The organism is Pseudomonas sp. 22082, assembly GCF_052046055.1.
Taxonomy (GTDB): Bacteria; Pseudomonadota; Gammaproteobacteria; order Pseudomonadales; family Pseudomonadaceae; genus Aquipseudomonas; species Aquipseudomonas pharyngis.
Genome location: NZ_JBQEQB010000036.1, coordinates 34,562 through 49,468, shown reverse-complemented (window position 1 = coordinate 49,468; position 14,907 = coordinate 34,562). Strand labels below are relative to the sequence as shown.

The window sequence follows — 14,907 nt, the reverse complement described above, 5'->3', positions numbered from 1 at the left end:
GGCGGAACCGGTCAATTGGCCGTCCTCGACATTGGTCGAGAGGGTATAGCTGACAGAGGTCTTGATCAGGTCATGACCTTCGCCGGTCAATTCGATAACGGAATCGTTGGCGTTATCGACGATGAACGTATCATCGCCCACACCGCCACTCATGGCGTCGGCACCTGCACCTCCGTCCAACTGGTCGTTGCCGGTGCCGCCTTGCAGGATGTTGTTGGCTGCGTTGCCGACCAGGATGTTGTTGCTGTCGTTACCAATCAAGGTGAACGCACCTGCACCACTGACCATGACGTTTTCGACGTTCAACAGGTTGGTCTGGGTGAGGTCTACAACATAGGTCTGGGCATTGGCGTTGTAGACAATGTTGAGAGTGTCCAGGCCCTCGTTGGCGTTTTCTTGCAGCAACGCCAGCTCCCCGGCTTGATCGAGACTGTATAGGTCGTCACCCGCACCGCCAATCATGGTATCCAGGCCACCGCCACCGCCCAGCAGATTGTTCCCGGCATTGCCGATCAGAACGTTGTTCAGATTGTTGCCAATCGCATTGATGTTGTCCGAGCCCGTCAGGGTCAGGTTTTCAATATTGGCGCCGAGAGTGAAGCTGACGGACGAAAGGACGGTGTCGATCTCATTCGGCAGTTCGCTGTTCTCAATGACCGCATCGGAAGCGTTGTCGACGATATAAGTGTCGTTGCCCGTGCCACCGATCATGGTGTCGGCACCAAGGCCACCATCGAGGATATTGTTGCCGTTGTTGCCTGTGAGCGTGTTACTCAGGGCATTGCCGGTGGCGGTCAGGTCGTTCCAACCGATGAGGGTAAGGTCTTCCAGATTACTGCCCAGAGTGTAGCTGATTGACGAAATGACTGTGTCGATGCCAGATCCCACAGTTGCCTGTTCGACAATGACGTCACCTGCATTGTCTACATAGTAGGTATCGTTGCCATCACCGCCGGCCATGGCATCGGCGCCGGCCATGCCATTGAGCGTGTTGTTTAGCGCGTTTCCGATCAGGGTGTCATTGAACTGAGACCCCGTGGCGTTTTCGATCTTCGCCCCATAAGCAATCGCCAGCCCGTCATTGATGGCGGTATTGTTGTTGAGGTCAACGAACGCCTTGCCAATCTGACTGTAGCTGCCTTCATTCAGGTTGATGATGACCGAACCAAGCTGGTTGCTACCATCAATCGTGTCATTGCCACCCGCATCCCAGATTGTTTCAAAAATCGACTGGTTGGCATCCCACTTGTAAACGTTGTCGCCGGTCTGCCACAGCATGTTGGCGCCATACAGGCTCTGCATCGTGATGATGTCCAGAACCATCGGCGTCGTTGGCTGATAGGAGTAGTTACTGTTGTAACTCATCACTGTGAAGTGGACGTCGTCGAGTGACGGATCAAGCAATAGCTTGTTGGTGTTGCTCGCATCGAAAGGATGTTTGAGACCCAGCGCATGGCCGATTTCATGGACGAATGTCAGGTAGTCGTAGCTACCTTTGCCCGGATTGGGATCATTGGTCTGAGGCCCGATCCAGACGTCGCCCGCAGTCGGTGTATCGGCAGGGAAATAAGCCCAGGCTGCCGTTTTGTCATCCATCAATCGGTATGCGCCAAAGCGCAGGTCGCCGACGTTGAACAAGGTATCGGTGGTCAATGTGAAATTCAGGTTCGCGACGGCGCTCCATGCATTGAGCGCGCTGGTCACCGCGGTCTTTTGACCGGCCGTCAACTCATACAGGGCGTTGTATTCATTGTCAGGGCTGTAGTTGGTGATGAAGTACGAGGTCACCGGAGCCATGAAGCTGTAACTGAGGTTGGTCGGCCCGTTGGGCGTCCAGTTGGAACCCAGCCAGAAGGTGCCGGAGATCAGACTGTCGACAATGGCATTGCCAGTCAGGGTGGCGGTGAAGGTAGGGGAATACGTCTTGGGCGTCGGCATGGGATTTCCTGAATGCGCTGCGGCCCTTCCTGAATGCGACCGCTACAAAAAAAAGCGATTTTGCACCAGATTTTGTACATTTGACATCATTGAGCCATCATTTTCCGATTGGTGGCGTCAAATTACTGACCCGGCGATCTATATCGGCTTGTGGGATAGAATCATTAGCGAACGCGTATTGCCGTCTGTCGAGGATTCAATGTCTGCCCCAAATCCTGCGCTTCTGCGCGAAACCTTCCCCGTCGGCCCCCTTCAGTGCAATTGCACGATCATCGGCGACCCGCTCACCAAAAAGGCCATCGTCGTTGACCCGGGCGGCAACCCTGACCTGATCATGGCCCGCCTCGATGCGTTGGGCCTGAAAGTGGTCAGCATCATTCACACGCACGCACACCTCGATCACTTCCTGGCGTCCGGGCAAATGAAAGAAAAGACCGGCGCCACCTTGCATCTGCACAAGGAAGATCAGTTCCTGTGGGACAACCTCGAGATGCAATGCCAGATGTTCGGCGTGCCCTACACCCCTGTGCCGTCGCCAGATCGCTGGTTGAGCGACGACGAAGAACTGGCCTGCGGTTGCGGCGTGGCGTTGCACACACCGGGGCATACGCCAGGTTCCATGAGCTTCTGGTTTTCCGAGGCTAAGCTGTTGATAGCCGGCGACACGTTGTTTCGTCGCGGAGTAGGGCGCACGGATTTGTGGGGCGGCGATCAGGCGACCATCGTGCGATCGATCAAGCAGCGGCTGTACTCCCTGGATGAAGACGCGACTGTTGTGGCCGGTCATGGTCCTGATACGCGTCTGGGGGATGAAATGCGCGAGAACCCGTTTGTGCGTGCCTAAACATTTTGTCACGGGTACCCGGCGGAATTTTTGTGCATTGTCATGATCCAACGCCCGCACGGGCCAGTTGCCAATGTCCGCTGCACCACAGAATGCAAAATGTAGGAGCACTCCATGTTCACCACGCGTCGTTTGATTATTGTCGCTACTGCCGTGGCCGTTTTGTCCGGCTGCGCCTCGCCCAACCCGTATGACAATCAGGGTCAGGCCGACGGTGGCTCCCAGGGCATGAGCAAAACCGCCAAATACGGTGGCCTCGGTGCTTTGGCCGGCGCGCTGGCCGGTGCCGCCATCGACCACAACAACCGCGGCAAGGGTGCGCTGATTGGCGCGGCCGTGGTCGGTGCCTCGGCCGCCGGTTACGGCTACTACGCCGACCAGCAGGAGAAAAAACTGCGCGCCAGCATGGCCAACACCGGGGTTGAAGTGCAGCGTCAGGGTGACCAGATCAAGCTGATCATGCCGGGCAACATCACCTTCGCCACCGATTCGGCGAACATCGCTTCCAGCTTCTATCAACCGCTGAACAACCTGGCCAACTCCCTGAAGGAGTTCAACCAGAACCAGATCGAAATCGTCGGCTACACCGACAGCACCGGCAGCCGTCAGCACAACATGGACCTGTCCCAGCGTCGTGCGCAGAGCGTGGCCACCTACCTGACTTCGCAAGGCGTCAGCGGTGCCAACCTGAGTGCCCGCGGTGCCGGTCCGGATAATCCGATCGCCAGCAACGGTGACGTCAACGGCCGGGCGCAGAACCGCCGCGTCGAAGTCAACCTCAAGGCGATCCCGGGCCAGCAGTACGGTGGTCAGCAACAACCGGGCACGGTTCAGCAATACCCGTAACCGTCAGCTACAAAAAAGCCCCCGGACAAGTGATTGTCCGGGGGCTTTTTGTTGGCGCGAAGGTTGATTACTTCTTCAGGCCGTAATGCTCATCAAGCATGCCCGGCGAGTTCGGGGTCTTCGGCGCGTAGTCACGCGGCGGTTCCTGATCCCGTGGTGGCGTCAGGCGTTCCCGTGGGGCCTGTGCTGCTTCGGAGTGCAGCGAGGCCAGCAGGCGTTGACGAGTCTGTTCGTCCAGCGCCAGACGGTTGGCACCCTCGGCGAGGTGATCCTGCACTTCCTGATAGCTCTGGGTCAGTTTCTTGACCAGATTGGCGGTGCTGTTGAAGTGGGTCACCACTTCGTTCTGATAACTGTCGAAACGTTCCTGAATATCGTCCAGTTGACGCTGCGTGCGGCTGGGCGCGGCGTTCGGCGCAACGCGAGCGATCAGGAAACCAATGGCGACACCCACAACCAGGGCAAGAGTCGGTAACAACCAAACTAAGAGCGAGTGTTCCACGAGTCCTTCCTCTATAAACGGCTTTGCTTTACGTTAACGGCTCGAACCTGCGCTGTATACCGCGATTCACTCGCAATAGACTGGCACAGACAATTTGCTAGACGAGTCGACCCGATTCGAGGTCACGGAGTTCCTTCCTTGCTGATGCGTGAAACCCCTGTAGTGATTGATGGCCCGGTAGGGCAACTTGAGTCTTTGTATCTGGACAACGAGCAGCCGCGCGGCATCGCGTTGATCTGCCATCCTAACCCGGTGCAGGGCGGCACCATGCTCAACAAGGTCGTCTCGACCCTGCAGCGCACCGCGCGCGACGCCGGTCTGATCACCTTGCGCTTCAACTATCGCGGCGTCGGTGCCAGCGAAGGCTCCCATGACATGGGCACCGGTGAAGTCGATGACGCCCAGGCCGCTGCCGCATGGCTGCTGGAAAAACACCCGGATCTGCCGCTGACCCTGTTCGGTTTCTCCTTCGGCGGATTTGTTGCCGCAAGTCTCGGCGGCCGTCTCGAAGCCCAAGGCGTCACGCTCAAGCACCTGTTCATGGTTGCGCCGGCGGTGATGCGTCTGGGCGAGCAGGATCAACTGCCGCAGCAGGGCGAGCTGACCGTGATCCAGCCGGAAACCGACGAAGTGATCGATCCGCAGCTGGTCTACGACTGGTCTGACAAACTCCAGCGCCCCCATGAGCTGCTGAAAGTGGCAGAATGCGGACACTTTTTTCATGGCAAGCTGACCGATCTCAAGGATCTGATCCTGCCGCGTCTCTCGAATTGATTGCAGTCTGACAAGCGATTACCCATGACGAACCGTACCCGCATCCTCACCGGCATCACCACCACCGGCACCCCGCACCTGGGCAACTACGCCGGCGCCATCCGCCCGGCGATTCTCGCCAGCCGCGAAAGCCATGCCGATTCGTTCTACTTCCTGGCCGACTATCACGCCCTGATCAAGTGCGATGACCCGCTGCGCATCCAGCGCTCGCGTCTGGAAATCGCCGCGACCTGGCTGGCCGGTGGCCTGGATGTGGATCGCGTGACCTTCTATCGTCAGTCCGACATCCCGGAAATCCCCGAGCTGACCTGGCTGCTGACCTGCGTCGCCGCCAAGGGCCTGCTCAACCGCGCCCATGCTTACAAGGCTTCGGTGGACAAGAACGTCGAGACCGGCGAAGACCCGGATGCCGGCATCACCATGGGCTTGTACAGCTATCCGGTGCTGATGGCGGCGGACATTCTGATGTTCAACGCGCACAAGGTGCCGGTCGGTCGCGATCAGATCCAGCACGTGGAAATGGCCCGCGACATCGGTCAGCGCTTCAACCACCTGTTTGGCCAGGGCAAGGAATTTTTCACCATGCCTGAAGCGCTGATCGAGGAAAGCGTGGCCACGTTGCCGGGCCTGGACGGTCGCAAGATGTCCAAGAGCTACGACAACACCATCCCGCTGTTCTCCAGCGCCAAGGAAATGAAGGACGCGATCTCGCGCATCGTTACCGACTCCCGCGCGCCGGGCGAAGCCAAGGATCCGGACAATTCGCACCTGTTCACCCTGTTCCAGGCGTTCTCCACGCCGGCGCAGGCCGACGAGTTCCGCAGCGAACTGCTGGGCGGTCTGGGTTGGGGCGAGGCGAAGAACCGTCTGTTCCAGCTGCTCGACAACGAGCTGGGCGAATCCCGCGAGCGTTATCACCAGTTGATCGAACGTCCGGCAGATCTGGAGGACATCCTGCAACACGGCGCCCAGAAGGCCCGTGCGGTGGCGACGCCGTTCCTCAACGAGCTGCGCGAAGCGGTCGGCCTGCGTTCCTTCGTCAATCAGGTTCAGGTGGCCGCGACCACCAAGAAGAAAGCCGCGAAAGCCGCACGTTTCGTCAGCTTCCGTGAAGACGACGGCAGCTTCCGTTTCCGTCTGCTGGCGGCCGACGGCGAGCAATTGCTGCTGTCGCGTAACTTCGCCGACGGTAAAACCGCCGGTCAGGTGACCAAGCAGCTGCAATCGGGTCAGGCGCTGGATGTACGTAGCGAAGACCTGAGCTTCAGTGTCTGGCTGGAAGGCGAGTGCGTCGGCGACAGCCCGGCGTTCGCCGACGTGGCTGCGCGGGATGCGGCCGTCGAGGCTTTGCGGATCGCTCTGACGCCGGTTCAGGAATAATCAACGGGCCGGCCCGACCAAGGGCCGATTGCCATTCCCACGGGCCATCGCTACAGTGACGGCCCGTTTTTGTTGCCTTGCTAACGAATTATGACGCCCCTAGAACGATATCAAGCTGATCTGAAACGCCCGGACTTCTTCCATGATGCCGCGCAGGAAACTGCCGTACGTCATCTGCAACGCCTGTACGACGATCTGATCGCGGCTGAGCAGAACAAGCCGGGTTTGCTGGGCAAGCTGTTTGGCAAAAAGGATCAGACGCCGGTCAAGGGTCTGTATTTCTGGGGCGGTGTGGGTCGCGGCAAGACTTACCTGGTGGACACCTTCTTCGAGGCGCTGCCATTCAAGGAAAAGACCCGTACCCACTTCCACCGCTTCATGAAGCGTGTGCACGAAGAGATGAAAACCCTCGGCGGCGAGAAAAACCCGCTGACCATCATCGCCAAGCGCTTCGCGACTGAATCGCGGGTCATCTGCTTCGATGAGTTCTTCGTCTCGGACATCACCGATGCCATGATCCTCGGCACGCTGATGGAAGAGCTGTTCAAGAACGGCGTGACCCTGGTCGCCACGTCGAACATCGTGCCGGATGGCCTGTACAAGGACGGCCTGCAACGCGCGCGCTTCCTGCCGGCCATCGCGCTGATCAAGCAGAACACCGAGATCGTCAACGTCGACAGCGGCGTCGACTACCGTCTGCGCCACCTCGAGCAAGCGGAACTGTTCCACTTCCCGCTCGACGAAGCTGCTCACGAAAGCCTGCGCAAGAGCTTCCGCGCGCTGACGCCGGAATGCACGGCGGCGGTGGAAAACGATGTGTTGATCATCGAGAACCGCGAAATCCGTGCCCTGCGCACTTGTGACGACGTGGCATGGTTCGACTTCCGCGAACTGTGCGACGGCCCGCGCAGCCAGAACGACTACATCGAATTGGGCAAGATCTTCCATGCCGTGCTGCTCAGTGGCGTGGAGCAGATGAGCGTCACCACCGACGACATCGCCCGACGCTTTATCAACATGGTCGACGAGTTCTACGACCGTAACGTCAAACTGATCATTTCTGCCGAAGTCGAGTTGAAAGACCTGTACACCGGCGGGCGTCTGACGTTCGAGTTCCAGCGTACCCTCAGCCGTCTGCTGGAGATGCAATCGCACGAATTCCTGTCCCGGGCACACAAGCCTTAAGCGGATTCGGCAAACAAAAAGGGCCTGCAGATGCAGGCCCTTTTTTGTGTCTGGTCGAGTCGTCAGGCAGCCTGCTGAAACTGCTGTCGATACTGGTTCGGCGACAGTTCGGTGTGTTGGCGGAACAGCCGTGCGAAGAAGCTCGCATCGTCGTAGCCGACTTCGTAGCTGATGGTCTTGATGCTCTTGCGGCTGCCGGAGAGCAGGCCTTTGGCGGTCTCGATGCGCAGCCGTTGCAGATAGTGCAGCGGTTTGTCGCCGGTGGCGGTCTGGAAGCGGCGCATGAAGTTGCGAATGCTCATGCCGTGCTCGCGGGCCACATCCTCGAAGCGGAACTTGTCGGCGAAATGCTCTTCGAGCCAATGCTGGATCTGCAGGATGATCACGTCCTGGTGCAGCTTCTGACCGCCGAAACCGATGCGTCCCGGGGCGTAGCTGCGCTGCACTTCATAGAGAATGTCGCGAGCTACTGCCTGGGCCACGTTGGCGCCGCAGAAGCGCTCGATCAGGTAAATGTAGAGATCGCAGGCCGAGGTGGTGCCGCCGGCACAATACAGGTTGTCGGCGTCGGTCAGGTGCTTGTCCTGATTGAGATAGACCTGCGGAAAGCGCTCGGCGAAGGCGTTGAAGAAACGCCAGTAGGTCGTCGCTTCCTTGCCGTTGAGCAATCCGGCCTCGGCCAGCCAGAACACCCCGGTGGCCTCGCCACATAGCACGGCGCCCCGGGCATGCTGTTCGCGCAGCCACGGCAGGACCTGTGGATAACGCTGGCACAGGGTATCGAAATCGTCCCAGAACGCCGGGAGGATGATGACGTCGGCGTTTTCCAGGCCGCCGTCCACCGGCATGACCACGTCACTGAAGCTGTTCACCGGTTTGCCGTCGGGGCTGACCAGGCGGGTTTCGAACGCCGGAGTCAGGCCGTGGCCCAGTTGTTTGCCGTAACGCAGGCTGGCCAGATGGAAGAAATCCTTGGCTTGCATGAGAGTGGAAGCGAAAACCCGGTCGATCGCCAGGATGCTGACGCGCCGCAAGGGCGGGGAGACGTGCTTGGACATAATTCAACTTTTGTTTTTATAAGGGAAAGTGGTCACCAGACGGCTGGATCGTCTTATTTTTTGTCGGATGTGTCCAGTGTCCTGTATCGGAAGTGAGGCTTAGTCTCTGAAGGTCTGATCCCTCCAACAATAAAGAAAAGGTGCCGCATGATTCCCAGAACCTTGTTCAGCTCCGAGCACGAATTGTTCCGCGACAGCGTACGAACATTCCTCGAAAAAGAGGCCGTGCCGTTCCATGGGCAATGGGAAAAACAAGGCTACATCGACCGCAAACTGTGGAACAAGGCGGGGGAGGCGGGGATGCTCTGTTCGCACCTGCCGGAGGAATACGGCGGGTTGGGCGCAGATTTTCTCTACAGCGCGGTGGTGATCGAGGAAGTCGGCCGGTTGGGCCTGACCGGCATCGGCTTCTCGCTGCATTCGGACATCGTTGCGCCGTACATCCTGCATTACGGCAGCGAGGCGCTGAAGCAGAAATACCTGCCGAAGCTGGTGTCCGGCGAGATGGTCACCGCGATCGCCATGACCGAGCCGGGCGCCGGTTCCGACCTGCAAGGGGTCAAGACCACCGCGGTGCTGGATGGCGACGACTATGTGATCAACGGTTCGAAAACCTTTATCACCAATGGCTTCCTGGCTGATCTGGTGATCGTCGTCGCCAAGACCGATCCCAAGGCCGGAGCCAAAGGCACCAGCCTGTTTCTGGTGGAGGCGAACACGCCGGGCTTCGACAAGGGCAAACGCCTGGAGAAGGTCGGAATGAAGGCGCAGGACACGTCGGAATTGTTCTTCCAGGACGTGCGCGTACCGAAGGAAAACCTCTTGGGTCAGGCCGGGGCTGGGTTTGCCTATTTGATGCAGGAACTGCCGCAGGAACGTTTGACCGTGGCGATTGGCGGTCTGGCTTCAGCCGAGGCGGCGCTGCAATGGACGCTGGATTACACCCGTGAGCGCAAGGCGTTCGGCAAGTCGATTGCCGACTTCCAGAATACCCGCTTCAAACTGGCGGAAATGGCCACCGAGATTCAGATCGGCCGAGTGTTCGTCGACCGCTGCCTGGAGCTGCACCTGCAAGGCAAGCTCGACGTGCCGACAGCGGCGATGGCCAAGTATTGGGGGACCGATCTGCAATGCAAGGTGCTCGATGAGTGCGTGCAACTGCATGGTGGCTACGGTTTCATGTGGGAATACCCGGTGGCCCGGGCCTGGGCGGATGCGCGGGTGCAGCGGATCTATGCCGGGACCAATGAAATCATGAAGGAGATCATTGCGCGGTCGCTGTAATGCAGTGTGATCGTTCCCACGCTGAGCGTGGGAGCGATCTTCGTCTTGGATCAAGGCGCCGGGTTCGGATGATCCTTGTGAATAGCTTCGATCCCTTCCAGCACTTCCCTCGACAGTTTCAGCTCGTAGCTGGCGATGTTGCTGTCCAGTTGCTCCAGCGTCGTCGCGCCGATGATGTTGCTGGTGACGAACGGTTGCTGATTCACAAACGCCAGGGCCATTTGCGCCGGATCCAGGCCATGTTCACGGGCCAGTGCCACATAGCGGCTGCACGCCGCTTCCGATTGCGGGTTGAAATAGCGGCTAAAGCGGCTGTAGAGGCTCAGGCGGCCTTTCGGCGGACGCGCCCCACCTTCGTACTTGCCCGACAGGAAACCGAACGCCAGCGGCGAATAGGCGAGCAGGCCGCACTGTTCACGGATGGCGATTTCTGCCAGGCCGATCTCAAAACTGCGGTTGAGCAGGTTGTACGGGTTCTGGATCGACACTGCGCGCGGCCAGCCCCGCGCTTCGGCCAGGGCGAGAAAACGCATTGTGCCCCACGGCGTTTCGTTGGAAAGACCGATGTGGCGGATCTTGCCGACCTTCACTTGCTCATCGAGCGCCTCAAGGGTGTCTTCGAGCGGCGTCAGGTTGGCTTCGGTCTGGTGCTTGTAGCCCAGTTGTCCGAAAAAGTTGGTGCTGCGCTCCGGCCAGTGCAACTGGTAGAGGTCGATGTAGTCGGTCTGCAGGCGCTTGAGGCTGGCATCCACCGCTTCGGTGATGTGCTGGCGGTTGTGGCGCAGGTTCCTGTCGCGGATGTAGTCGATGGTGTTGCCGGGGCCGGCGATCTTGCTGGCGAGGATCCAGTCGGCGCGGTCGCCGCGGCTCTTGAAGTAATTGCCGATGTAGCGCTCGGTGGTGGCGTAGGTGTCGGCTTTGGGTGGCACCGGATACATCTCGGCGGTGTCGAGGAAATTGATCCCGGCCTCTTTTGCCCGTTCGATCTGGGCGAAGGCTTCAGCTTCAGTGTTTTGCTCGCCCCAGGTCATGGTGCCGAGGCAGATTGCACTTACGTTCAGGTCGGTACGGCCTAGCTGGCGATAGTCCATCGGGTGCTCCTTGGGCAAAACAAGCATAAAAGCAGGTTGAAATTTTTTTCGCAATCTGCATAATTGCCGACCTCTTTCTGCAGTGGAAGTGATGCCCCGCCGCCGAAGAATCTTGCCGTTGAACGGACGCGCCGACCCGAGCCCCCGAAAGCGTCTGTATCCGGCTGCCTTTGACTTGTCAAAGTACGCACTATTCAGTAAGATCCGCCGTCTTATTTACAGGCGGCCCCTGAGGCTATAAAGAATGAAAACTTTTACTGCTAAACCGGAAACAGTAAAGCGCGACTGGTTTGTCGTCGACGCTGCTGGTCAGACCCTGGGTCGTCTGGCCACCGAAATCGCGAGCCGTCTGCGTGGCAAGCACAAGCCTGAGTACACTCCTCACGTTGACACCGGCGACTACATCGTCGTAATCAACGCTGAGCAGATCCGTGTTACCGGCGCTAAAACCACTGACAAAATGTACTACTCCCACTCCGGTTTCCCGGGCGGCATTAAGTCGATCAACTTTGAAAAGCTGATCGCCAAGGCCCCTGAGCGCGTGATCGAGACCGCGGTTAAAGGCATGCTGCCTAAAAACCCACTGGGTCGCGACATGTACCGTAAGCTGAAAGTCTATGCGGGCGCTGCACACCCTCATACTGCTCAGCAGCCCCAAGAACTGAAGATTTAACGGAATAGTTCATTATGTCGGCGACTCAAAATTACGGCACTGGCCGTCGCAAGACCGCAACCGCACGCGTTTTCCTGCGTCCGGGTACTGGTAACATCTCCATCAACAACCGCTCCCTGGACACGTTCTTCGGTCGCGAAACTGCCCGCATGGTAGTTCGTCAGCCGCTGGAACTGACTGAGACTGTCGAGAAGTTCGACATCTACGTCACCGTCATCGGTGGTGGTGTAAGTGGTCAGGCTGGCGCAATCCGCCACGGCATCACTCGCGCTCTGATGGACTACGACGAAACCCTGCGTGGCGCTCTGCGCAAAGCTGGCTTCGTTACTCGCGACGCTCGTGAAGTTGAACGTAAGAAAGTTGGTCTGCGTAAAGCGCGTAAGCGTCCGCAGTACTCGAAGCGTTAATTTCGCTTCCACGTTCAAAAAGAACGCCCGATTCCTCACGGAACCGGGCGTTTTTTTATGCGTGCGATTTCTTGAATAATTGCGCTGTGACAACTTGCCACATTCGTAGACCCCCTATACTACAAGGCTTGAGGGCCAGCCCTCCGGGTAATTACCTTGTCAGAATTGGGGGTTTTCATTACCATTCGGCAAAATTTTTATAAGTACATAGTTTCAATTTAGTAGACGCCTGATTTAACAGGCCACAAAGCTGATGGGAGAGGACTGAATGAGCAATGACGGCGTGAATGCAGGCCGGCGTCGCTTCTTGGTAGCAGCCACATCCGTGGTGGGTGCTGCAGGAGCGGTGGGGGCTGCGGTCCCGTTCGTGGGGTCATGGTTTCCCAGTGCCAAGGCGAAGGCTGCCGGAGCACCGGTGAAAGTGAATGTCAGCAAAATCGAGCCAGGACAGCAGATGATTGCTGAATGGCGAGGCCAGCCGGTGTTCATTGTCCGCCGTACCGAGGAAATCCTGGGGAATCTCAAAAAGATCGAAGGCCAACTTTCCGATCCGACCTCCAAAAACTCCACGCAACCCACTTATGTCGACCCTGAAGTGCGCTCGATCAAGCCGGAAATCCTGCTGCTGATCGGGATCTGCACTCACCTGGGTTGCTCACCGACCTTCCGTCCCGAAGTGGCACCCGCGGATCTGGGCAAAGACTGGGTAGGCGGTTATTTCTGCCCTTGCCACGGTTCCCACTACGATCTGGCTGGCCGCGTCTACAAGTCGCAACCTGCGCCTTTGAACCTGCCAGTACCCCCGCATTCCTATGAGACCGATGACCTGATTGTCATTGGCGTCGATACGGAGAAAGCGTGATGAGCAAGTTCATGGATTGGGTTGATGCACGCTTCCCCGCCACCAAAATGTGGGAAGACCATCTCAGCAAGTATTACGCTCCAAAAAACTTCAACTTCTTCTATTTCTTCGGCTCGCTGGCGCTGCTCGTTCTGGTCAACCAGATCGTCACCGGCGTCTGGCTGACCATGAGCTACACCCCGTCGGCGGAAGAAGCGTTCGCTTCCGTCGAATACATCATGCGCGACGTCGAGTACGGTTCGATCCTGCGTCTGCTGCACTCCACCGGCGCTTCGGCGTTCTTCATCGTGGTCTATCTGCACATGTTCCGTGGCCTGCTCTACGGTTCGTACCAGAAACCGCGCGAGCTGGTGTGGGTCTTCGGGATGCTGATTTATCTGGCGCTGATGGCTGAAGCCTTCATGGGTTACCTGCTGCCGTGGGGCCAGATGTCCTACTGGGGTGCCCAGGTGATCATCTCGCTGTTCGGCGCGATTCCGGTCATCGGCAACGACCTGACCCAGTGGATCCGTGGTGACTACCTGATTTCCGGGATCACCCTGAACCGCTTCTTCGCCCTGCACGTGGTCGCGCTGCCGATCGTGATTCTCGGTCTGGTGGTGCTGCACATCCTGGCGCTGCACGAAGTCGGTTCGAACAACCCTGACGGCGTGGACATCAAGAAGCACAAAGATGAAAACGGTATCCCGCTGGACGGCATTGCCTTCCACCCGTACTACACCGTGAAAGATATCGTCGGCGTCGTGGTGTTCCTGTTCATCTTCTGCTTCATTGTGTTCTTCTTCCCGGAAATGGGCGGTTACTTCCTCGAAAAGCCTAACTTCGAGCAAGCCAACCCGTTCAAGACCCCTGAGCACATTGCACCGGTCTGGTACTTCACACCGTTCTACGCAATCTTGCGGGCGGTCCCTGACAAGCTCATGGGCGTTATCGCCATGGGGGCGGCCATTGCGGTGCTGTTCGTCCTGCCATGGCTGGACCGCAGCCCGGTCAAGTCGATGCGCTACAAAGGCTGGATGAGCAAGATCTGGCTGGTGGTGTTCTGCATTTCGTTCGTGATCCTCGGCATTCTGGGCGTTCTGGCCCCGACGCCAGGCCGTACGCTGCTGTCGCAGGTCTGCACCTTCCTGTACTTCGCCTACTTCATTCTGATGCCGTTCTACACCAGGCTCGAGAAGACCAAACCGGTTCCGGAAAGGGTGACTGGCTGATGAAAAAGTTATTTTTTGCTCTGATTTTTGCTGCTCTGCCAGTGCTGTCTTTCGCGGCTGAACACGGTGGTCCGGAACTGGAAAAGGTCGACATCGACGTTTCCGACAAGGCTGCCCTGCAGGATGGCGCGCGTACCTTCGCCAACTATTGCATGGGTTGCCACAGTGCCAAGTTTCAGCGTTACGAGCGTGTCGCCGATGACCTCGGCGTTCCGCACGAAATGATGCTGGAGAAGCTGGTGTTCACCGGTGCCAAGATCGGCGATCACATGAACATCGGTATGCAGCCGGCCGACGCCAAGACCTGGTTCGGCGCAGCGCCGCCGGATCTGACGCTGGTGGCTCGTGTTCGCGGCACCGACTGGCTCTACGGTTACCTCAAGTCGTTCTACGAAGATCCTGCACGTCCATGGGGCGTGAACAACAAGGTCTTCCCGAACGTCGGCATGCCTAACGTGCTGGTCGGCCTGCAAGGTCGTCAGGTCGTGGGTTGCAAACAGGTACAGATCGTCGAAGACGGCAAGAAGCAATATGACCCGCTGACCGGTACGCCTTTGACTCATGAAGCGTGCGATCAGTTGACCATCGTGCCGAAAACCGGAACCCTCAACGAAGAGCAGTTCGATGAGAAGGTCAAGAATCTGGTAACCTTCCTGGCTTACTCGGCTAACCCGGTTAAGCTGCAACATCAGCGCATCGGTACTTACGTCTTGTTGTACCTGGCGTTCTTCTTTGTGTTCGCCTACCTGCTCAAGCGTGAATACTGGAAAGACGTGCACTGATAACGCTTCAAGCAATTGCTGTTAATCGCGCGCGCCCNTGGTTCACCAGCCGTTGCGGGAGGCGCCCTCT

The 14,907-nt window shown here is 58.2% G+C and carries 15 protein-coding genes; 11 read left to right on the top strand and 4 right to left on the bottom strand.

Annotated features, from left to right (window positions below; genetic code table 11):
* On the bottom strand, nt 1-1,938 hold a 1,938-nt coding region (locus ACTJK9_RS28460; protein ID WP_440817654.1), incomplete at its 3' end, for a M10 family metallopeptidase C-terminal domain-containing protein.
* A gap of 199 nt (nt 1,939-2,137) precedes the next feature.
* Between ACTJK9_RS28460 and ACTJK9_RS28455 the strand changes: the two genes are divergently transcribed.
* Complete coding sequence (locus tag ACTJK9_RS28455; protein ID WP_440817659.1) at nt 2,138-2,782, top strand: MBL fold metallo-hydrolase; 645 nt, start codon at nt 2,138-2,140, stop codon at nt 2,780-2,782.
* A gap of 114 nt (nt 2,783-2,896) precedes the next feature.
* On the top strand, nt 2,897-3,628 hold the full coding sequence (locus ACTJK9_RS28450; protein WP_007956806.1) for an OmpA family lipoprotein: 732 nt from the start codon (nt 2,897-2,899) through the stop codon (nt 3,626-3,628).
* Nucleotides 3,629-3,695: 67 nt separating this feature from the next.
* Here ACTJK9_RS28450 and ACTJK9_RS28445 read toward each other — a convergent pair whose 3' ends face one another.
* A complete protein-coding gene (locus tag ACTJK9_RS28445) occupies nt 3,696-4,130 on the bottom strand; it encodes a YhcB family protein (protein WP_039766275.1) in 435 nt (144 codons plus the stop codon).
* 144 nt (nt 4,131-4,274) lie between these two features.
* Between ACTJK9_RS28445 and ACTJK9_RS28440 the strand changes: the two genes are divergently transcribed.
* The 3 genes from ACTJK9_RS28440 to zapE all read left to right on the top strand — a co-directional run bounded on the left by ACTJK9_RS28440 (nt 4,275) and on the right by zapE (nt 7,469).
* Nucleotides 4,275-4,904 (top strand): alpha/beta hydrolase, encoded by a 630-nt coding sequence (locus ACTJK9_RS28440; protein WP_085610982.1) that lies wholly within the window; start codon nt 4,275-4,277, stop codon nt 4,902-4,904.
* A 24-nt stretch (nt 4,905-4,928) separates the two neighbouring features.
* Complete coding sequence (locus ACTJK9_RS28435; protein WP_440817652.1) at nt 4,929-6,284, top strand: tryptophan--tRNA ligase; 1,356 nt, start codon at nt 4,929-4,931, stop codon at nt 6,282-6,284.
* 90 nt (nt 6,285-6,374) lie between these two features.
* Nucleotides 6,375-7,469: a cell division protein ZapE gene (zapE, locus tag ACTJK9_RS28430; protein ID WP_085606932.1), complete on the top strand. Its 1,095-nt coding sequence runs from the start codon at nt 6,375-6,377 to the stop codon at nt 7,467-7,469.
* Nucleotides 7,470-7,531: 62 nt separating this feature from the next.
* Here zapE and ACTJK9_RS28425 read toward each other — a convergent pair whose 3' ends face one another.
* Complete coding sequence (locus tag ACTJK9_RS28425; protein ID WP_178076451.1) at nt 7,532-8,428, bottom strand: GlxA family transcriptional regulator; 897 nt, start codon at nt 8,426-8,428, stop codon at nt 7,532-7,534.
* Between the two features lie 246 nt (nt 8,429-8,674).
* Here ACTJK9_RS28425 and ACTJK9_RS28420 point away from each other — a divergent pair, with 246 nt between their 5' ends.
* A complete protein-coding gene (locus tag ACTJK9_RS28420; protein ID WP_221398075.1) occupies nt 8,675-9,811 on the top strand; it encodes an acyl-CoA dehydrogenase family protein in 1,137 nt (378 codons plus the stop codon).
* A gap of 50 nt (nt 9,812-9,861) precedes the next feature.
* Here ACTJK9_RS28420 and ACTJK9_RS28415 read toward each other — a convergent pair whose 3' ends face one another.
* The gene (locus ACTJK9_RS28415; protein ID WP_440817648.1) at nt 9,862-10,902 is read right to left on the bottom strand and encodes an NADP(H)-dependent aldo-keto reductase; all 1,041 of its coding nucleotides are present in this window, start codon (nt 10,900-10,902) and stop codon (nt 9,862-9,864) included.
* A 244-nt stretch (nt 10,903-11,146) separates the two neighbouring features.
* On the opposite strand from ACTJK9_RS28415, the gene rplM reads away from it, so the two are divergent.
* The 5 genes from rplM to ACTJK9_RS28390 all read left to right on the top strand — a co-directional run bounded on the left by rplM (nt 11,147) and on the right by ACTJK9_RS28390 (nt 14,837).
* Nucleotides 11,147-11,575, top strand: a complete 429-nt coding sequence (gene rplM, locus ACTJK9_RS28410) for a 50S ribosomal protein L13 (protein ID WP_003228062.1) — start codon at nt 11,147-11,149, stop codon at nt 11,573-11,575.
* A 14-nt stretch (nt 11,576-11,589) separates the two neighbouring features.
* A complete protein-coding gene (rpsI, locus tag ACTJK9_RS28405; protein ID WP_039766266.1) occupies nt 11,590-11,982 on the top strand; it encodes a 30S ribosomal protein S9 in 393 nt (130 codons plus the stop codon).
* 268 nt (nt 11,983-12,250) lie between these two features.
* Nucleotides 12,251-12,844 (top strand): ubiquinol-cytochrome c reductase iron-sulfur subunit, encoded by a 594-nt coding sequence (gene petA / locus ACTJK9_RS28400; RefSeq protein ID WP_007917031.1) that lies wholly within the window; start codon nt 12,251-12,253, stop codon nt 12,842-12,844.
* The gene (locus ACTJK9_RS28395) at nt 12,844-14,055 is read left to right on the top strand and encodes a cytochrome b (protein WP_007956792.1); all 1,212 of its coding nucleotides are present in this window, start codon (nt 12,844-12,846) and stop codon (nt 14,053-14,055) included. The genes petA and ACTJK9_RS28395 overlap by 1 nt, the downstream gene beginning before the upstream one ends.
* Nucleotides 14,055-14,837, top strand: coding sequence for a cytochrome c1 (locus ACTJK9_RS28390; protein WP_085668170.1), 783 nt, complete (start codon nt 14,055-14,057; stop codon nt 14,835-14,837). Before ACTJK9_RS28395 ends, ACTJK9_RS28390 begins: the two co-directional genes overlap by 1 nt.
* Nucleotides 14,838-14,907: the final 70 nt, after the last annotated feature.

What these genes read in the sequence shown, in the direction of transcription:
- ACTJK9_RS28455 (WP_440817659.1), top strand. Translation starts at nt 2,138, where the DNA reads ATGTCTGCCCCAAATCCTGCGCTTCTGCGCGAAACCTTCCCCGTCGGC.
- ACTJK9_RS28450 (WP_007956806.1), top strand. Translation starts at nt 2,897, where the DNA reads ATGTTCACCACGCGTCGTTTGATTATTGTCGCTACTGCCGTGGCCGTT.
- ACTJK9_RS28440 (WP_085610982.1), top strand. Translation starts at nt 4,275, where the DNA reads ATGCGTGAAACCCCTGTAGTGATTGATGGCCCGGTAGGGCAACTTGAG.
- ACTJK9_RS28435 (WP_440817652.1), top strand. Translation starts at nt 4,929, where the DNA reads ATGACGAACCGTACCCGCATCCTCACCGGCATCACCACCACCGGCACC.
- zapE (WP_085606932.1), top strand. Translation starts at nt 6,375, where the DNA reads ATGACGCCCCTAGAACGATATCAAGCTGATCTGAAACGCCCGGACTTC.
- ACTJK9_RS28420 (WP_221398075.1), top strand. Translation starts at nt 8,675, where the DNA reads ATGATTCCCAGAACCTTGTTCAGCTCCGAGCACGAATTGTTCCGCGAC.
- ACTJK9_RS28415 (WP_440817648.1), bottom strand. Translation starts at nt 10,902, where the DNA reads ATGGACTATCGCCAGCTAGGCCGTACCGACCTGAACGTAAGTGCAATC.
- rplM (WP_003228062.1), top strand. Translation starts at nt 11,147, where the DNA reads ATGAAAACTTTTACTGCTAAACCGGAAACAGTAAAGCGCGACTGGTTT.
- rpsI (WP_039766266.1), top strand. Translation starts at nt 11,590, where the DNA reads ATGTCGGCGACTCAAAATTACGGCACTGGCCGTCGCAAGACCGCAACC.
- petA (WP_007917031.1), top strand. Translation starts at nt 12,251, where the DNA reads ATGAGCAATGACGGCGTGAATGCAGGCCGGCGTCGCTTCTTGGTAGCA.
- ACTJK9_RS28395 (WP_007956792.1), top strand. Translation starts at nt 12,844, where the DNA reads ATGAGCAAGTTCATGGATTGGGTTGATGCACGCTTCCCCGCCACCAAA.
- ACTJK9_RS28390 (WP_085668170.1), top strand. Translation starts at nt 14,055, where the DNA reads ATGAAAAAGTTATTTTTTGCTCTGATTTTTGCTGCTCTGCCAGTGCTG.